At 37.1% G+C, this 18,708-nt stretch carries 15 protein-coding genes; 7 read left to right on the forward strand and 8 right to left on the reverse strand.

Annotated features, from left to right (window positions below):
• Nucleotides 1-167 precede the first annotated feature (167 nt).
• From LPB89_RS07705 to LPB89_RS07720, 4 genes are all read right to left on the reverse strand, one after another.
• Nucleotides 168-1,031, reverse strand: a complete 864-nt coding sequence (locus tag LPB89_RS07705; protein WP_230701187.1) for a bestrophin family protein — start codon at nt 1,029-1,031, stop codon at nt 168-170.
• A gap of 27 nt (nt 1,032-1,058) precedes the next feature.
• Nucleotides 1,059-2,369 carry a TolC family protein gene (locus tag LPB89_RS07710; protein WP_230701188.1) on the reverse strand — a complete coding sequence of 437 codons (1,311 nt, stop codon included), beginning with the start codon at nt 2,367-2,369 and terminating at the stop codon, nt 1,059-1,061.
• Nucleotides 2,370-2,430: 61 nt separating this feature from the next.
• Nucleotides 2,431-5,526 carry an efflux RND transporter permease subunit gene (locus LPB89_RS07715; protein WP_230701189.1) on the reverse strand — a complete coding sequence of 1,032 codons (3,096 nt, stop codon included), beginning with the start codon at nt 5,524-5,526 and terminating at the stop codon, nt 2,431-2,433.
• Between the two features lie 74 nt (nt 5,527-5,600).
• Nucleotides 5,601-6,659, reverse strand: a complete 1,059-nt coding sequence (locus LPB89_RS07720) for an efflux RND transporter periplasmic adaptor subunit (protein WP_230701190.1) — start codon at nt 6,657-6,659, stop codon at nt 5,601-5,603.
• 639 nt (nt 6,660-7,298) lie between these two features.
• Between LPB89_RS07720 and LPB89_RS07725 the strand changes: the two genes are divergently transcribed.
• The 3 genes from LPB89_RS07725 to LPB89_RS07735 all read left to right on the forward strand — a co-directional run bounded on the left by LPB89_RS07725 (nt 7,299) and on the right by LPB89_RS07735 (nt 9,481).
• Complete coding sequence (locus tag LPB89_RS07725; protein WP_230701191.1) at nt 7,299-7,898, forward strand: peroxiredoxin; 600 nt, start codon at nt 7,299-7,301, stop codon at nt 7,896-7,898.
• Between the two features lie 29 nt (nt 7,899-7,927).
• Nucleotides 7,928-8,785 carry a hypothetical protein gene (locus tag LPB89_RS07730; protein WP_230701192.1) on the forward strand — a complete coding sequence of 286 codons (858 nt, stop codon included), beginning with the start codon at nt 7,928-7,930 and terminating at the stop codon, nt 8,783-8,785.
• Nucleotides 8,786-8,878: 93 nt separating this feature from the next.
• Nucleotides 8,879-9,481: a PAS domain-containing protein gene (locus LPB89_RS07735; RefSeq protein ID WP_230701193.1), complete on the forward strand. Its 603-nt coding sequence runs from the start codon at nt 8,879-8,881 to the stop codon at nt 9,479-9,481.
• A gap of 361 nt (nt 9,482-9,842) precedes the next feature.
• On the opposite strand, the gene recG is transcribed toward LPB89_RS07735, so the two are convergent.
• Nucleotides 9,843-11,951 (reverse strand): ATP-dependent DNA helicase RecG, encoded by a 2,109-nt coding sequence (gene recG, locus LPB89_RS07740; protein WP_230701194.1) that lies wholly within the window; start codon nt 11,949-11,951, stop codon nt 9,843-9,845.
• A 328-nt stretch (nt 11,952-12,279) separates the two neighbouring features.
• Between recG and LPB89_RS07745 the strand changes: the two genes are divergently transcribed.
• Nucleotides 12,280-13,092, forward strand: coding sequence for a hypothetical protein (locus LPB89_RS07745; protein ID WP_230701195.1), 813 nt, complete (start codon nt 12,280-12,282; stop codon nt 13,090-13,092).
• Nucleotides 13,093-13,215: 123 nt separating this feature from the next.
• Nucleotides 13,216-13,758, forward strand: coding sequence for a DUF1697 domain-containing protein (locus LPB89_RS07750; protein ID WP_230701196.1), 543 nt, complete (start codon nt 13,216-13,218; stop codon nt 13,756-13,758).
• 72 nt (nt 13,759-13,830) lie between these two features.
• On the opposite strand, the gene LPB89_RS07755 is transcribed toward LPB89_RS07750, so the two are convergent.
• From LPB89_RS07755 to LPB89_RS07765, 3 genes are read right to left on the reverse strand one after another with little or no spacing between them, the layout of a single operon-like run.
• Nucleotides 13,831-14,340, reverse strand: a complete 510-nt coding sequence (locus LPB89_RS07755; protein WP_230701197.1) for a hypothetical protein — start codon at nt 14,338-14,340, stop codon at nt 13,831-13,833.
• Between the two features lie 15 nt (nt 14,341-14,355).
• The gene (locus LPB89_RS07760) at nt 14,356-15,045 is read right to left on the reverse strand and encodes an aspartyl/asparaginyl beta-hydroxylase domain-containing protein (protein ID WP_230701198.1); all 690 of its coding nucleotides are present in this window, start codon (nt 15,043-15,045) and stop codon (nt 14,356-14,358) included.
• Nucleotides 15,046-15,092: 47 nt separating this feature from the next.
• Nucleotides 15,093-15,863, reverse strand: coding sequence for a diphthine--ammonia ligase (locus LPB89_RS07765; RefSeq protein WP_230701199.1), 771 nt, complete (start codon nt 15,861-15,863; stop codon nt 15,093-15,095).
• Nucleotides 15,864-15,925: 62 nt separating this feature from the next.
• Here LPB89_RS07765 and LPB89_RS07770 point away from each other — a divergent pair, with 62 nt between their 5' ends.
• A complete protein-coding gene (locus LPB89_RS07770; protein ID WP_230701200.1) occupies nt 15,926-16,555 on the forward strand; it encodes a transposase in 630 nt (209 codons plus the stop codon).
• A 6-nt stretch (nt 16,556-16,561) separates the two neighbouring features.
• Nucleotides 16,562-18,622: a M1 family metallopeptidase gene (locus LPB89_RS07775; protein WP_230701201.1), complete on the forward strand. Its 2,061-nt coding sequence runs from the start codon at nt 16,562-16,564 to the stop codon at nt 18,620-18,622.
• Nucleotides 18,623-18,708 lie beyond the last annotated feature (86 nt).

Consider the following 18,708-nt stretch of genomic DNA (forward strand, 5'->3'; position numbering starts at 1 on the left):
TGTTCTTTTAAACTACTATTTTACTAAATTAAACGCATTGGGTGTACTTCACAGAAACTCTGATTTGATCCGGAAACATAGAGATAAAAAGTATAAATCTGAATAAAGCAACCCTATTGTTTAGAAATCACTCAGCGTGACACCGGTTTTGAATTACACCCAACGGGTTAAATTAATTCTTCCACGTGTTTTTTAATGTTCTCCGAAATCTTTTTGATCGGCAAATCGTTTTCATCATCCCCAAAAGGATCTTCAATTTCTTCTGCGATTAATTCTAAACTCGCCAAAACGTAAAAGATAAAAACAACAACTGGAGCCACATAATAGCCCAAACTTAAAGAGTAGCCAAAAGGCAGCGTCATAATGTAAAAAAAGATGAATTTTTTAATGAAAGCACTGTAAGAGTAGGGAATAGGTGTGTTTTTAATTCTTTCGCAGGCGCCGCAAATATCGGTAAAGGCAACGAGTTCAGCATTTAAAATAATGAGTTGATCGCCAGTAATTTTTTTGGCTTCATACAGATCATTAATTTTATGAGACATCATCCGTTTGACCTGATTGGGTTTGTGTTTATGATGGTCTAATTCTAAGTCTACATCGTCAAAAAGCTGCTTTGCCGTTTCGGAATTATTGAGATGTTTGTATAAAATCGAAGCGTAAGCGGGAATAAATTTCCTGAAGAATTTACGATCATTTTCATCCTTTAACATGGCCGAGAGCTTGATTGCAAAATTACGGCTGTTGTTGACTAATGCTCCCCATAATTTTCGGGCTTCCCACCAGCGGTCGTACGCGGTATTGGTCCTGAAGACTAATAATAATGAAATGACAAAACCCAATATTCCGTGCATCAACGGAATATTTTTGATGTAATGGTTTTCATCGATTCCCAAATAAATAACTTCAAAATAACCAACTATTGCGGAGTAAATCCCAATGGCAAGCATGACCGGAAAAAGCTGTCTTACCGTATCTGATTTGTGAAAGTGAAAAATAAAAGAAAACCAGTCTTTCGTATTGTATGAGATCATTTAAGTTTGTTTTGAAACAAAAATAACTTAAAAATTAATATTTCCGGCCAATTCTTTTAAGGCAATTTCAGATAATTTGGCTTCATATTGCGCATTGCTGTAACGTACTTTTGCATTTACATAATTCAACTGGGCAGTTCTGAAATCGATCGTAGTGATGGTTCCGATTTTGAATTTATCTAAGGTGATTTGAAGATTTTGTCTGGCAATTGCCTCGTTATCTTCTTCTAAATCAATTAGCTCTAAATTGGTTAAATAGGTCTGAAAAGCAATGCTTAACTGTGAATTTAAAATCATATTCTGCTGTTCGATGGCAATTTGCGAATTCTCAATTTGCAGTTTCGCAATCTTTTCATTTCGATGCTGATTGAAACCATCAAAAACATTTAAAGTAGCATTAAAACCATAGTTCAGCCCTCTCGCTGAAGTTGAACTGGTAAAGCCCAGACTGGATTCACTTTCAGCAAAATTATAACCTGAAGTCAGTCTTACAACAGGATAACGATCTGCTTTGACTTGTTTCAACTGTAATTCTGCCACGCGTTTGTTTATGATTTGTGTTTCCAGGGCCGGATTTTGTTTTTGTGCCAAATCTATTAAATCAGCCAGGACTAATTTATTGTCAACCGTTACCTGATCCGTTACTTTGAAATCTATCTTCGGATCACGCGCCAGATATTGGTTCAGCAGGATTTTGGCATTGGCATAAGATTCTTTTTGTCTCAGCAATGCCACCTGATCTGAATTTAAATCTACCTGAGCATTTAAAACTTCTAATTTGGATGCCTTACCAATAGTGAAACGGTTTTTTGCAAGCGTAAGCCTTTGATTCGAAATGACAATAGTAGTATCTAATGCCGCTAATTGCTGTTGTTGCTGAAATAAATCGTAATAAGCAGAGTTAACCTGGCCAATTTTAGCCAGGATGATTCTTTTCAGCTCAGAATCGCCCAATTTCTGAAGTTCTTTTAACTGATCATGTCTGGCGAACATTTTCATTCCGTCAAAAATAGTCCAGCCAATACTTACCCCGTAATTTAAGCTGTTGTTTTTAGCATTGTCCAAAGAGGTTGAAGTTCCGTCCTGACGGGTTTGTTTCGAATTCTGAATGCTGTTGTTATCCGTAACTGAAGCGGTTGCTACAGGCAGCATTCCGGCATTTCCAACTGTTACGTTGGTTTCGCTTATCTTTGAATTGTTTGTAGCAATCCTGATTTCAAAATTGTTCTCCAAAGCTATTTTCATAGCATCTTCAATGGTTAACACTTCCTGTGCCTGCATTTTCGCAAGACAGAAAAAGCTTAAAACGATACTGCTGAATAAAATCTTAGTATTCATATTTGGTTTTTCTTTAGACAGTAATTCGCCAATTAAAATTACGGAATTACGGACTGCTATATTATTTACTTTCTTTTTCGTATTCTTCGATATGATCAAATTCCGGATAATGTTTTCGGGCTTTGGACCACATCAGATAAATCGCCGGAATTACAAAAAGGGTTAAGGCTAAAGAGAAAATAGTTCCTCCGACAATAACAACTCCCATTCCGATTCTGCTGGTAGAAGCTGCTCCCAGTGACATTGCAATTGGTAAAGCTCCCAAAGCAATGGCTAAACTGGTCATCAAAATCGGACGCAAACGCGCTTCTGAAGCTTCTAAAATAGCTTCCATTTTAGGTTTTCCCTGTTCTCTTAACTGATTCGCAAACTCTACAATCAGGATACCATTTTTCGTCACCAGTCCGATAAGCATAACTGTTCCAATCTGGCTGAAAATATTCCACGTCTGATTGAACAACCATAAGGAGAATAAAGCGCCGGCAACGGCCATGGGTACTGTTAAAATAATAATAAACGGATCTATAAAACTTTCAAACTGAGCGGCAAGAATTAAAAATATAAGTAATAAAGCCAGTCCGAAAGCAAAAGAGGTATTCGAACTGCTTTCCACAAAATCACGTGATTCACCACTCAAATCTGTGGTAAAACTTTCATCCAGCACCTTGGCTTTAATCTGGTTCATCGCTTCGATCCCGTCACTGATACTTTTGCCGGGCGCTAAACCAGCAGAAACAGTGGCTGACATATAGCGGTTGTTGTGATACAATTGAGGAGGATTACTCTGTTCCTCTATATTTACCACGTTATCCATCTGGATTAATTCGCCATTTTTATTTTTAACAAACATGGAAGTTAAATCCAAAGGCTTGGAACGGTCCTTTTGATCAAATTGTCCGATTACCTGGTATTGTTTTCCGTTTTTAATGAAATATCCGAAGCGCTGACCACTTAAGGAAAGCTGCAAAGTCTGGGCGATATCCAGGATAGAAATTCCTAAGCTTTCGGCTTTGGCACGATCGATACTAACGTTGATTTCCGGTTTGTTGAATTTCAGGTTGACATCGGTAACGGAGAATACATCGCTTTTACCTACTTCCTCCATAAAGAGCGGAATTTTTTCTCTTAGTTTTTCAAAAGTAGGGGCTTGTATAATGTACTGAATCGGTAAACCCCCACGTCTGTTTACCGCAATGGTAGGCTGCTGAATGACCGAGGTTTTAGCATCCGGATATTTTTTGGTCCATTTGGTTAATTTATCGGCAATATCTTTTTGGGATGCTTTTCTTTCGTCCGGTTCTTTTAAAGACAGCCTGATGAAACCCGAATTGGTGGCAGAACCTCCGGAACCTCCGGCGGTAATAACTAAACTTACTTTTTTATCGGTAATAGAATCATCCACCAGTTTTGATATTTCCTGCATAAAACGGTTGGTATATTCGTACGAAGAACCTTCAGGAGTAGTCATACGCATCGTTACCGAACTACGGTCATCGTAAGGCGCCGTTTCTTTTGGAAGTATGGTAAAAAACAAATAAATCAATCCGAAACAGGCAATCAGAATAGGGAAACTAATCCATTTTTTTGCCATAAAACGATTTAAGGCATCTGCATAACCGCTGTTTAATTTTTCGAAAAAAGGCTCTGTTTTGATGTAAAACTTCGATTTTTTCTGTTCACCGCCTTTCATCAGATACGCATTCAGCATAGGCGTCAAAGTCAGCGATACAAAGGCAGAGATCAATACTGCCGCACCAATGACCACACCAAATTCCCGGAACAGCCTTCCTACGAAACCTTCTAAGAAAATTACCGGTAAAAATACCGCTGCCAGAGTCACCGAAATCGAAATTACGGCATAAAAGATTTCGTTGGAACCTTTAATTGCGGCCTCAATTGGCGACATGCCTTCTTCTACTTTTTTGAATATATTTTCGGTGACAACAATTCCATCATCCACGACCAGTCCTGTTGCCAAAACAATAGCCAGAAGGGTCAGTACATTAATGGAAAACCCGAAAAGCCACATGACAAAAAAGGTCGCAATTAACGATACGGGAATATCAATTAACGGTCTGAAAGCGATGGCCCAGTCCCTGAAGAACAAATAAATAATAATGATAACCAAAAGAATTGAAATTCCAAGTGTTTCGGCTACTTCCAATACTGATTTTTTTACGAAAAGCGTATTGTCCAGTGCAATATTAAGCTTGATATCTTTGGGTAAATCCTTTTTTAAGGCTTCGTATTTTTTATAAAATTCAGATGAAATATCCAAATAATTCGCTCCGGGCATGGGTACAATAGCCAGACCGATCATAGGAAGTCCTGACGAAGTTAAGGAGGTTTCGATATTTTCAGGCCCTAATTCGGCGCCTCCAACATCACTTAAACGGACAATTTTATCGCCGTCTGTACGAATGATGATATTGTTAAATTCTTCCGGTTTAGAAAGATTACCGATGGTTTTTACCGTCAGTTCGGTGTTGTTTCCGGTTAGCTTTCCGGAAGGCAGTTCGACATTTTGCGCGTTCAGTGCCGTGCGGACTTCTGCAACAGTACAGCCGTATGCCGCCAGTTTGGAAGGGTCAATCCATAGACGCATTGCGTAGCGTTTTTGTCCCCAGATTTGCACGCCACTTACCCCCGGAATAGTTTCTAATCGTTGTGAAATAACATTTTCTGCATAATCACTCAATTCCAAAGAGCTTCGCGTATCACTCTGAACGGTCATCGAAATAATAGATTCACTATCAGCATCGGCTTTCGAAACTACCGGCGGCGCATCAATATCCTGCGGTAAACTTCTAACAGCCTGTGAAACCTTATCACGTACATCATTCGCAGCTTCTTCTAAATCTTTATCTAAATTGAATTCGATGGTAATGCTGCTGCTTCCCTGATTACTGGACGAGGTTATATTTCTAATTCCGTCAATTGCATTTACTGCCTTTTCTAGCGGTTCGGTAATTTGTGACTCAATAATATCAGCATTGGCTCCCGTGTAGTTAGTTCTGATAGAAACCTGCGCCGGGTCAATGGACGGGAATTCCCGAACACCCAGAAAGGTATAACCAATGAAACCGAATAAAATAATCAAAAGGTTCAGTACAATGGTTAAAACAGGTCTTCTTATACTTGTAGTAGATAAACTCATTATGATTTTAGATTTTAGATTGTTGATTTCAGATTTCGGATTGTTACATCAAAAATCAGATTCAAAATCTATAATTATTTTACTTTAACTTTTATGTGAGCTTCATTTTTCAACGACATCACACCGCTTGTGATTAGCGTATCCCCAGCTTTTAATCCGGATAAAACCAGAATAGACGCATCGGTTCTGGTTGTGGCATCTACCATAACTTCTTTGGCTTTACCCATATTGGCGATGTATACTTTTTTACCGCTTTGTACCGGAACAATAGCCTGTGAAGGAACTACTATGGCATCTTTGATGATGTTTAATGGCAGTTTTACGTCTGCAAAAGTACCGGGAAACAGTTTTCCATCGATATTATCTGCAATCGCGCGAATTTGTAAAGTACGGGTGGCTACAGCCACTTCCGGCTCAATAGCATAAATTTTTGCTTTGTAGACTTTATCGGAACCGGATACGGTAAAATCAATAACCGATCCTGATTGCACCTGAGAAGCATATTTTTCAGGAATTGAAAACGTAATCTTCAGTTTTCCGGTATTAACTAATTTTGCTACCAGGACAGCAGGAGTAATGTAAGTTCCCGGAGAAATGGATCGTAAACCAATTTTTCCGGAGAAAGGGGCTTTTACGGAAGTCTTTGCAATCTGTGCCCTGATCAGCTGGGTTTGTGCCTGCATGGAAGCAAAATCGGCATTTGCCACATCAAATTCTTCCTGGCTAATGGCTTCTTTCTGAAGTAATAATTTGGCTCTTCTTTGATTTTCACCTGCCAGTCCTTCTTTGGTCACCGCTTGTCTTAATTGTGCTCGTAGTTCAATATCGTTGACTTTAAACAGCACCTGACCTTTGTTTACATTTGTACCTTCAGTAAAGTAAATTCCCTCTACGATTCCTGAAACTTCACTGTGAATTTCTATTTGTTCGTTGGCTTCAATAGAACCTGATAAGGAAAGGTTGTTGTCAAATGTGGAAGTTTTTACTACAATTCCTGTTACAGTGGTAGGTTTATCTTTGTCTCCTGATTTTTTGGATTCGTCGTTTTTACTTTTATTAGAGATGACTCTGTAGGCAATAAACCCTCCAAGTCCGATAATCAGAAGGGCGTAAACTAGGTTTTTTACTTTCATAGAATTGAGGTAAATGTAATTTTGGTGTGTATTTTTAGCAAGTGTACAAATTTAACTTTTTGTACTGAATCCTAATGGCGTTAGCTTTTATTTAACATTTGTATGTACAAATCTTTATATTGAATATAAGTTATTTACAATCAGTTATTTGCGTTTGTTTTGGATCAGTCTTTTATGATTTTTCCGGCTTTTTTAATCATTTTATAGCGCTTTATTGTTTTAGGGTTATATGTCGGTAAGTGAACTTAGACTCTTCCCGTGCTATTTGGTTTAATGCCTGCTCGTTTATTTTATTCTTTTAACAAAATTTTTAGAAATGGCTTTTGTTTTGTTGTTTTTTGTCTGTTTATACGCACGTAGACTTACTTAAAGGAAAGAATAAAAATAAGTTAATTCCTATTTAAAAATAATTATTTGCATTTTGTCCGATTTTCTTTGCACTTTATCGATTTTATTCGTAACATTGATAAGCTTAAACAAAATGATGCTTTTTTTGTGCGAATAATAATGTTTTTGGAGGTTAAGCGATACAATGTGTAAGTTTTTTATTTGCTTATAAGTTAAAATTATTGATTTACCAGATTGATTAATTAACAATTGTTTATACATATTCGTTTAGCATACCAAAAACTCCTGTTTATGGCGAAAAAAATACTTCTTAGTCTTTGGTTCTCATTATTGCTCTTCGCAATTTTGTTTTTATTCTGGCAAAACGAATTTAAATACAGTTTGCCGACTCCGATTCCGCAAAACTATCATAAGGTGGCCATGGGCTCCAGAATTGATTTGGGAAAATGCTGGGCCATGAATAATAAACCTGTTTTTATTCATTTTTTCAATCCGGATTGCCCTTGTTCGCGCTTCAACATAGCTCATGTAAGCGGATTAATAAAAAAGTATGGCGATAGAATTAACTTTAAAATTGTCGTTCTCAATCCGGACAAAAATTTTACGATTGACGAAATCCAGAAAAAATTTGGTGCAGCTGTACCTGTATATTTTGATACTGCCATGGCAAAAAAGTGTGGTGTTTTCTCCACTCCGCAAGCCGTTATAATTGATCCTTCGCAGCACTTGTATTATAGAGGGAACTACAATAAAACCAGATATTGCACTAATGCCGACAGCAATTATGCCCAGATGGCCATTGATTCTTTGTTAGAACAAACCAAGACCCCTTCGTTTGATGCTTTAGCGCTCAGAGCTTATGGATGTTCGTTACCAAAATGCACTAAATAAATCTAACCTTAACCTAATTAACTAAAATTATGAAAGCAAAAGCCAGTTTGAATGAACAAGACTACCTGCACAATTTTACGTCTACCATGACACAAAAATCGGATACTATTATTAATTATGTTCTTGCCGTGTATTTTCTTCTCGGAATTGCGCTGGCTTTTAAATATGATACCTTTGAAATAGGAGTGGGAGTAGGAACGATTAATGTACTTCTGTATTATTCGGCAAAAATATTTCTTAAAAAATCGAATTTTTACCAGTATGTTTTGTCTGTGGTACTTGCCATTTTTATGGCGCAATATATTTATCAGATGCACGGTTTGTTCGAAATGCATTTTACGGTCTTTATTGCCAGCACAATTTTGATTATCTATCAAAACTGGAAACTCCAGATTCCGCTTACGCTGCTTGTCGTAATTCATCATGCTGCTTTGGCGTACATGCAGAACTTTGTTTACACGGATCCAAAAGGGCTGCAATTGTATTTTTCCCAGGTAAATTTTGATTTTGAAACGCTTATTATCCACGTGGTACTGGCGGCAGTTGTATTTTTTATGAATGGCTACTGGGCTTATTATTTTAAGGAACACAGTCATAATCATATTTCTAAAATTTCGGATGAGTATGAATTGGAAAATATCAAACTAGCTTCGGCGAAGTACAGTTCCTTATCGGCCAATAATGAATTCAATGTTTTTGTTTACAGAACGGCGCAGGATTTAAAATTGCCTGTCAATTCCGTATTAAAACTTATAGATGTTTCAAAAGGGCATACGGACAATGATAAGCTGCTGACTTATCTGGAGATGATGAGGGAAAGTGCCAAGAAAATTGATGATCTGGTGAACGATATCCACGGTAAATCGGCCAACCGGGTTTCGAATTAATGTTTGAGGAAGCTTAATTAGAATAATTTACAAGAAGCAGAGACCATTTTATGCAACACTGAAATTGCATATTAATTTTAAAATATAAGATTTATGGATACCAGAATTACCCGCCCGACCCCGTCAGACAGAGAAGTTGACTGGAATAAAACCAAAGTATTATTAAGTAAAACAGATACAAAAGGAACCATTTTGTATGCCAATGAGGCTTTTATCGATGTATCCGGTTATGATGAATTTGAACTGATCGGACACGCCCATAATATTATCCGTCATCCCGATATGCCAAAAGTTATTTTTAAATTTTTGTGGGACAGTATCAAGTCCAGCCAGAACATTCATGCGATCATTAAAAACATGTCCAAAACAGGCAGATACTATTGGGTAATCACGGATTTTAAAATTATCTCAGATACCGATGGAGAAATCGTTGGTTACTTTGGAACCAGAAAATCGGTTCCGGACGAAATCATCGTAAAATTTATAGAACCATTATATAAAAAACTACTCCATATTGAAGAGGCGAGTGGCGTTAATGCTTCTGAAGAGTACCTGATTGGCTTTTTAGAAGAGCGTAAAAAAACGTATATGGAATATGTGGATCATCTTGTGGCTACTGGAAAAGATGATAAAAACAAAGTGAGCAAAGGTTTTTTTAATGGCTTTTTCGAAAAGAAAAATTCGTCTAAAAAATAAATTATAAAATATGCTCCATCGTATCAGCTCTAAAATAGGAAAAGCTTTTTAGCCCCAAATCTATCAGGCTTACTAATTTAATAGAGACTATTTTAGACTTAAATAAGGAGTGTTTAAGATGATACTTTGGAGTTTTTTTTTAATTAGATAATTTGATAATGAGATAATTTGATAATGAGATAATTGGATAATGAGATAATGGATAATTGATAATGAATAATTGATAATGGATAATTTGTTTTTATAAATGATAGCTTTAGAAAGTTAACTAACTTTTTTATCTGAATCACTCAGAACTTTAGCAACTCAGCACCTTAAAAACTTTGTTCCTTTGGACCTTTGTCTCTCTGAACCTTAAAAATCAACTAATATAATTCCAGATATTTTTTTTCTTCGTCAGTTCGATGAAGACAGCTTTCAGGACGGCGTGTTCCGGTTTTTGAAGAGCGGGATCTTCTTTGAGGATTTTCAGGGCATAATTTCTGCCCAGTGAAAGAATGTCGCGATCACGGACAATATCTGCAATTTGCAGGTTTAAAACACCGCTTTGCTGAGTTCCCATCAAATCCCCGGGGCCGCGAAGTTTAAGATCGACTTCGGCAATTTCAAAACCATCATTGGTACTTACCATAGTTTCCATACGGGTTTTGCTGTCGGCACTTAATTTATTGCTGGTCATCAGGATACAGTAACTTTGTTCGGCTCCGCGGCCTACGCGGCCACGCAACTGATGTAACTGAGATAGTCCAAAACGTTCGGCGCTTTCAATAATCATCACACTCGCGTTCGGCACGTTTACACCAACTTCAATAACGGTTGTGGCCACCATGATATTGGTTTTACCTTCAGAAAAACGTTTCATTTCGGAATCCTTGTCAGCCGGTTTCATTTTTCCGTGCAATATCGAAATGGAATATTGCGGTAGCGGAAAATCACGTGAAATACTTTCATATCCATCCATTAAATCTTTGTAGTCCATTTTTTCGGATTCCTGAATCAGGGGATAAACAATATAAATCTGTCTGCCGAGTGCAATTTCGTCGCGCAGGAATTTCCAGACTTTCAGACGATTGGAGTCAAATCGGTGTACGGTCTGAATCGGTTTTCTGCCCGGCGGTAGTTCATCGATAACAGAAATATCCAGGTCACCGTACAAACTCATGGCCAGCGTTCTCGGAATCGGAGTGGCAGTCATTACCAGAACATGTGGGGGAATATCATTTTTTTTCCACAATTTAGAACGCTGCTCTACGCCAAACCGGTGCTGCTCATCAATTACGGATAACCCTAAATTCTGAAATTTCACTTTATCTTCCAGTAAAGCGTGCGTACCGATTAAAATGTGTAAACTCCCGTTTTCAAGTTCTTCATGTATAATTTTCCGTGCTGCCGTTTTGGTGGAACCGGTAAGGATCTTAATGTTGATGCCTAAAGTTTGAGCCAGTTCCGATAATCCGATGAAATGCTGATTGGCCAGAATTTCCGTTGGGGCCATCAGACAGGCCTGAAAACCGTTATCAATAGCCAGAAGCATGCTCATAAAAGCCACAATGGTTTTTCCGGATCCTACATCTCCCTGCAATAAACGGTTCATTTGGGCATTGCTTCCCATGTCAGAACGGATCTCTTTTATCACTCTTTTTTGGGCATTTGTCAACTGAAACGGCAAATGGTTCTGGTAAAAGTCATTAAAAAGTTCACCGACTTTGGTAAACGGGTGCCCTTTTATTTTATGTTTCCTAATGAGGTTTTTAGTGATTAATTGTAATTGGATAAAAAACAATTCTTCAAATTTTAAACGAAACTGTGCTTTTGATAAAGCATCGGCACTTTTCGGAAAATGGATATTGAATAAAGCTGCTTTTTTTGAAATCAGTTTTAATTCTTCAATTAAATAAGAAGGAAACGTTTCGGTAAACAAAGCCTGGGTTTCAATAAATAATTGTTCCATTAATTTATTGATTGTACGGTTCGAAATACCGCGATTGGCCAGGGTTTCTGTTGAAGGGTAAACAGGCTGCATAGCCGAGCGAAGGCTTTTTTCGTGTTCGCTAAGCAGTTCAATTTCCGGATGTGCCATACTGAACTGGCTTCCGTACAGGGAACATTTTCCAAAAATCACACAAGGTTCATTCAGTTTCAGGCTCTCGCGGACCCATTTGTGTCCCTGAAACCAATTGAGGTCCAGTGATCCTGTATCATCCACGAAAGTAGCCACCAGACGCTTTTTGTTTTTAGCAAACTCAACCGTTTTTATATTGATTATTTTTCCAACCAGCTGTACTTCAGAACCGGTATTTTGAAGTTCGTTTATTTTATAATAACGGGTCCTGTCAATGTACCGGTTCGGAAAAAAGTTAATTAAATCACCGTATTTATGAATTCCCAATTCCTTGCGAAGCAGCTGACCACGACTCGGGCCGACACCTTTTAAGTATTCGATTGGGGTTTCGAGGAGATTATTGGACATTTTTTTTAGATTGGTCTCTTTTTAGATTTTTAGATTTTAGAAAATAGAGTATAGATTATAGAAAATAGAGTAAAGAGTAAAGAAATATAATATAATGGGGACCACACGCTAATAATAATCAATCCTCTTGTTTCTATTTTCTATAATCTATTTTCTTTCTTCAATAATTCTACCTTCCAGATTCTTGCTTCTCTTTCTGCGAAGATAGATTTTAATTGGGAATTTTGAAAATGTGCTGGTTTAGAAAAGAAATTAAAATTGGCAAATAGAATAGAGATGCTAATGCAAAAGAATATATTTGCCGAAGTTTTAAGGAAACAAGTACTAAATGAAAAAAAATATACTATTCGTAATAATTGCTCTTATTGCCGCAGGCTGTTCCAGTGATACCGAAAATAACACTGAAAAGGAGTGCAGGCTGGTCGGTGCAAAAGTAACGGGCTTTTACTATGATGATATTACGCTCCCGAATGACGCCTATAATTCCAACTTTTCAGGCAAAATAAACTTTGAGTATGACGGTCAAAACCGTATTAGCAAAGTAAAAGGAGGATTGTTATATATGCCGGATGCAAATAACCTGAACAAATGGGTGCTGTCAAATGATGTTGAAGATTTAGTTACCTACAATAACAATACGATCAAAGTGGATTACTCGGCGAATTCGGATGCGAGACCTTATCAAAAAGAATTTACGTTAAGTAATGGAATCCTAATTAGCAGGAAAGTAACCAAAATATATCCTCTAAAATTAGATCCGGTGGTGTATACCTATGAATATAACAGCAATGAAATAAAGGAGAAAATAGATGGAAAAGTCTATAGAACCTTTACTTTATCCGCTGGTAACCTGATTAAAGTTGAGCAGATTAAGTATGATTTTCTCAGTAATGCGATTACGGGAAAAAGAGAATATTTGTTTTCAAATTATGATGCTTCCGAGAATCTTTTAAAGGGGAAATTTTACATCAATGGGGCATTCTTTGCGGCTTTTTCGAAAAATAATTATACGGCATTAAAGATCAAGGATTACACTTTTGCTAATGATGAATATACGTTGGCAGATGAATCAGGTACGTCTTTTGAACTTACCTATGATGCAGACCATATCGCTTCCTTGTTTGAAAGAGATTGTAAATAAGGCTTTTAGACTGGAATAAATTATAAGCAGTTCAGGGGATTCCGTTTTAATTTGCCAGGACTTGGAACTGCTTCACTTTTTATTGCAATTGAATCTTTATCTTTGAATAAAATTTTAAAAGAAATGACAACACATCTGGCACTTTTACGCGGCATCAATGTTTCCGGTCACAATATGATGAAAATGGAAGCTTTGAAAACAATGTTGGAAAATATCGGTTTTCAAAATGTCAGAACGTACCTGCAGTCCGGGAATGTGTTTGTGGATACAGAGGAAGAAAGCGCTTCCAAAGTGGGGTTCATGATCAAGCAGGAAATTTTTAAGGTTTTCGGACATGAAGTTCCAACGATTGTCATTACGAAAAAAGATTTAGAGGCTTGTTTTACAAATAGTCCGTACTTAAAAGAAAAAGATTTGGACACTAAAAAGCTATACGTTGCTTTTGTCTCCATTGCTTTGAAAAGTGAAAATATAAATGACTTAAAAATCAGTCAGTTTAAACCTGATGAAGCGAGTATTGACGGTAACAGGATCTTTATTAAATATGCCGTGGGTGCCGGAAAAACGCGATTTGATCAGAAATATATCGAGAAAAAACTAAATGTTACGGCAACCATCAGAAACTGGAATACCGTTACAAATTTATTGAATATGTATTCCGAATAGACTACATTTCGGTGGATTTAGTACTGATTTAAAAGCTGCACCGGAAAATAATTAATTTTTAAATGGATCCGATTAATCTCTCATCCATTTGAGCATCGCCGGAAATGCGGGTTTGTTTTCTTTACCTGCACGATCTTTTCCCAGACAAAGCCCAATCCATTCAAGAAAAGGCAATCCTATATAATTTTCAGTATTAAAATTTGAAATTAACCAATCAGATTCGTTTTTATACCCATTGGGATGAAACACGAATTCTATTGGCAGCCCCAGATGATTTGCTGCAGCAAAAGACCAAAGGATCGCACCCATTTCTTCTGCCTGAGTGGGCCATTCAGCCGCTATATTATCTGTTCCGACGAGCTTTCTTTCTGCGGCGGTGGTAACGGCCAAATGTCCGGCTTCGTGAAGAATATCTCCGGGATATTGTAACTTATCGTAGTCGATATAGATACAATTGGGTCCTAAACTTAGTCCCGGTAAAAAAGTTTCACCTAATTCTTTTTCAATTACATCTATTCCTATTTCTTTAAGGAAAGATAAAGTCTGTTGTGTTTCTAAAGTTGCTTTTACCGGCACATTCATGGTTTAAAAAAGTTTTTATTTCAAATTTTTAATCAGTTCATTTGAGGCATTTGTGTTCATACGTTTTAACTCGGCAATGACTAATAGTTTCTGTTCTTCGCTCATAGTGACCTCAGGTTTTTTAAACTGATTTTCGGGTGCTTCTTTATAAAATAAGGCATCAGTCCACTCATTTCGGACACCATCGATAACCAGGTGAATGCGGTCCTGATTTCCCCTGTTTGCAACCGAATGGGTGAAATTGGCATCAATATACCAGCATTCTCCTTCGTTCATAATCAGGCGTTTTCCGTCCAGAATAAATTCAACCTCGGGATTGGTAATGATCGGTATGTGCAACCGGAACGAACCGTCTTCATATCCGAGGCAATGATCCGAATGGGGTTTAATTTCTGCCCCGACGGCCAGCTGAAGTAATCTAACCGCTGTTTTTTCGAAATGGAAACTGTTCAGAACTTCTTTGAAATACGGACAGGAATCGAGAATTTCAGTATTCCTCATTTCATCACCACCATTGGCTAACGCAAAAATGTTGTCCGACTTTCCATCCTGAGACAGCAGGGCAACAGAATTCCATTTTCCGGTATAATCATTTTTATTATAATGATCAACCCAGTTTTTACTCATTATTCCGGAAAGATCACTTTTGAGTTTAACCACATCAAAAGAGATCGGAAATTTGATAAAACGTATTAGTGTATCCATCTTTTTTGCTTTAAATAATGTTGATAAAATACCAGGAAATCAGTATCTTATTTCGGAATCAAATCGCAATACCAGAATCCGAAGTCAAAAGCATCGGTGGCACTGGTGTCGCATGCGGTGTCAGATGACTCTTCATTTTTTGGTCGCTCGTATTTTCGGTAAACGATCTCACCGATTTCAAACGCTATCGGCTTGGAAAAAATAGGACCATCGAATGTAAAGGTATGAAATTCACCATTTTCTCCGCATACATCTACATTTTTAGGTAAATCCTTTATAAAATCGGAATCAATGATGCGTCCGACAAAACTTTTGTCTAAATATCGTTCGTTCACACAGACCACAATCGTTTTAAAACCCAATTGAATGAATTCCTGAATCAATTCGTGAGATGGAATCTTCCAGATTGGAAAAACGCCTTCAAAATCCATTTTTGCCAATTGTGTTTCACGGTATTTCCGAAGATCTTCCAGAAAAATATCCCCAAAAACAGAATGGCTAATACCTTCTTTTTTAAGTTCAGTTAAAGTTTCGGTCATTACCTTTTCATATACTTCCATGGTGGGCATCTCGGGAACCTGCATGATTTTTAGTGGTAAACCGATACTTTCGGCCTGTGCTTCAAGCAGCTCTACGCGAACACCGTGCATCGAAATACGCTGAAATTTTTGGTTGACACTCGTTAATAGATATTCAATTTTATACTCCGGATTCTGTAAAATTTTGTAAAGGGTCAGTGCGGAATCTTTTCCGCTGCTCCAGTTAAATAAGGCTTTGATTGGTTTTGACACGTTCTGATAGTTTTCTATCGTAAACATACAAATTTCCTTCGATTTGTTGGTCAAACCTTTGTAACTTTGGGTTTCTTATACGCCAAAAAATGATGTTATTCAAAGATAAATTTAAAATTGATTCTAAAAGATTAAAAAACTGGGATTACTCCAGTGAAGCAGTTTATTTTATTACAATAGTTACCAAAAATCGAGAATGTATCTTTGGATCAATTTCAGAGGACAAAATGGTTTTAAATGAAAATGGTCAAATTATAGAAAATGAACTTTTGAAATCCATTAAAATTCGCAAAAATTGGTTTTTCCATAATTGGATCGTGATGCCAAACCATGTTCATTTATTGATTGAAATACAGGAACCCCGATTAGAAACACAAACCATCGTAGAGACGCACAGCAGTGCGTCTACGCCCGGCATATCGACAAATAATAATCAAACCGTAGACGAGACGCACTGCTGTGCGCCTCTACCTGATAATCTGAATCAGAACCAAAATGAAAATCAATCTGCATTTAAACTATCACGTAAACCTAATTCAATTTCATCTTTTGTTGCTTCATTCAAATCGGTAACAACCAGACAAATTAATGGATCATCTTCGATATGGCAATCCAATTATCACGATCATATTGTTCGTAATTACAAAAGATTTGAAACGATTTATAATTATATAAAAGCCAACCCAAGTTCTTGGGAAATGGATTCTATGAAACCTTAATTTTCAATGAAATACATCTTCTTATTTATTACCAGCTTCATTTTTGCCCAACAAACTCATTTTGTGGATTTTAAATCGGCTTCCGGAGCATTAAAATTAAATGCAAAAGAAAAATCGGTTTCCGGATCTGTTGTGTATGATTTTGATGTCCTGAAACCCGTTGATACGGTTAAAATTGATGCCAAAAACATGGAGTTTACTCAGGTGAAAATAGACGGCAAAGAAGTCCTTTTTTTAAATACGGGAAAAGAACTACAGATCATTTCGCACTTTCAAAAAGGTAAAAAACATTTAAGTTTTGATTACTCGGTTAAACCGAAACAGGCTTTATATTTCGTTGATATCGAAAATGCTGAAGTTCAGATCTGGACACAGGGCCAGGGAAGATACACTAGTAATTGGTTTCCCAGTTTTGATGATGTGAATGAGAAACTGATTTTCAATTTACAAATCAGTTATGATAAAGGTTATCAGGTGGTTTCGAATGGTATTTTAAAGAATAAAATAGAGAACAGCAATCAAATAGACTGGCAATATCAAATGGAACATCCCATGAGTTCTTATTTGCTGATGCTTGCCGTTGGTAAATTTGATAAAAAAGAATTTAGTTCAAAAACTAAAATTCCGTTAGAGTATTACTTAGAAAATAAAGACAAAAAATCTTTTGAGCCTACTTATCGCTATTCGAAACGCATTTTTGATTTTCTGGAAAAGGAAATCGGAGTGAAATATCCGTGGAAAATTTACAGGGAAATTCCGGTTCGTGATTTCCTGTATGGTGGAATGGAAAATACAACTGCAACACTTTTTACCACACGCTATGTAGTAGATTCAACAGGCTTTACAGATCGAAAGTACACCAATGTTGATGCGCATGAATTGGCACATCACTGGTTTGGAGATCTCATCACTGCCGAAAACAGTACGCATCACTGGCTGCAGGAAGGTTTTGCAACCTATTATGCTTTGTTGGCGGAAAGGGATATTTTTGGAGATGATTATTTTTATTCCAGATTATATGAAACAGCCCAGCAGCTGAAGTTTGCCTCACGTACAGACGCTATTCCGGTTTTGAATGCCAAAGCGAGTTCCCTTACTTTTTATGAAAAGGGTGCCTGGGCTTTGTTTGTTTTGCACGAATCGATAGGAGATAAGGCCTTCAAAAAAGCAATTAAAAGTTATTTAAAAAAATACGCTTATCAAACCGTGAATACTCAGAATTTCTTTGATGAAATAAAAAAGGTCTCCAATTTTGATCTGGATAAATTTCAAAAAACATGGCTGGAAGCGGTGGCTTTTGATACCCCGACAGCCAATGCTCTACTGAGCAAAAATAAAGCAATTCAGATTCGACTGGAAGTTGATCAATTGAAAAAAACACCATTTGCAGAGAAGAAGGATTTTTTACTTAAAACTTTACATTCGGACGTTTACCATACTGTAAAAGAGGCTATTGTTGATCAGATTCAAAATGAGAAATACGAACTGAAAAAGGAGTTGCTGCTTATAGCCTTACAAACTAACGATGTACAGGTTCGTCAGACTCTTGCAGATAATTTTAGCGAGATCCCCGAGGATTTTAGAAGCGAGTATGAAACTTTACTGGAGGATCAATCATACCAGACGCAGGAAATTGCACTGTTTAATTTATGGAGAAATTTTCCGGATCACCGGGCAGATTATTTAAACAAATCTAAGAACTGGATTGGTTTTAACGATTATAATCTGCGTACGTTGTGGCTTTCGCTGGCATTATCTACACCCAATTACAGTGAGGATCCGGAAGCGCTCATTACGGAATTAATTGCTTTTTCTTCTGTTAAATATGAGGCTACTACCAGACAAAATGCATTGGAAAAGCTAATTGCGTTTAAGCTGACCAACGATGCCGTTTTGAAAAATCTCGTGAATGCGACAACGCACCACATGTGGCAATTCTCGAAGTACGGAAGGGATTCGATTAGAAGTTTATTAAAAAAATCAGAAATGCGTGTGTCGTTTGAAAGAATTTTGCCTAATTTGACCCCCGATGAGCAGTTTCAGTTGAAGCGGTTGTTAGGGGAGTAGAATTGAGTATAGAAGATAGATTATATATTATAAAATGTAGATTATAGAATATAGATTATAGATTATAGATAAAAGATTTAGGAAGA

The organism is Flavobacterium sp. ENC, from assembly GCF_020991415.1.
Lineage (GTDB): Bacteria > Bacteroidota > Bacteroidia > Flavobacteriales > Flavobacteriaceae > Flavobacterium.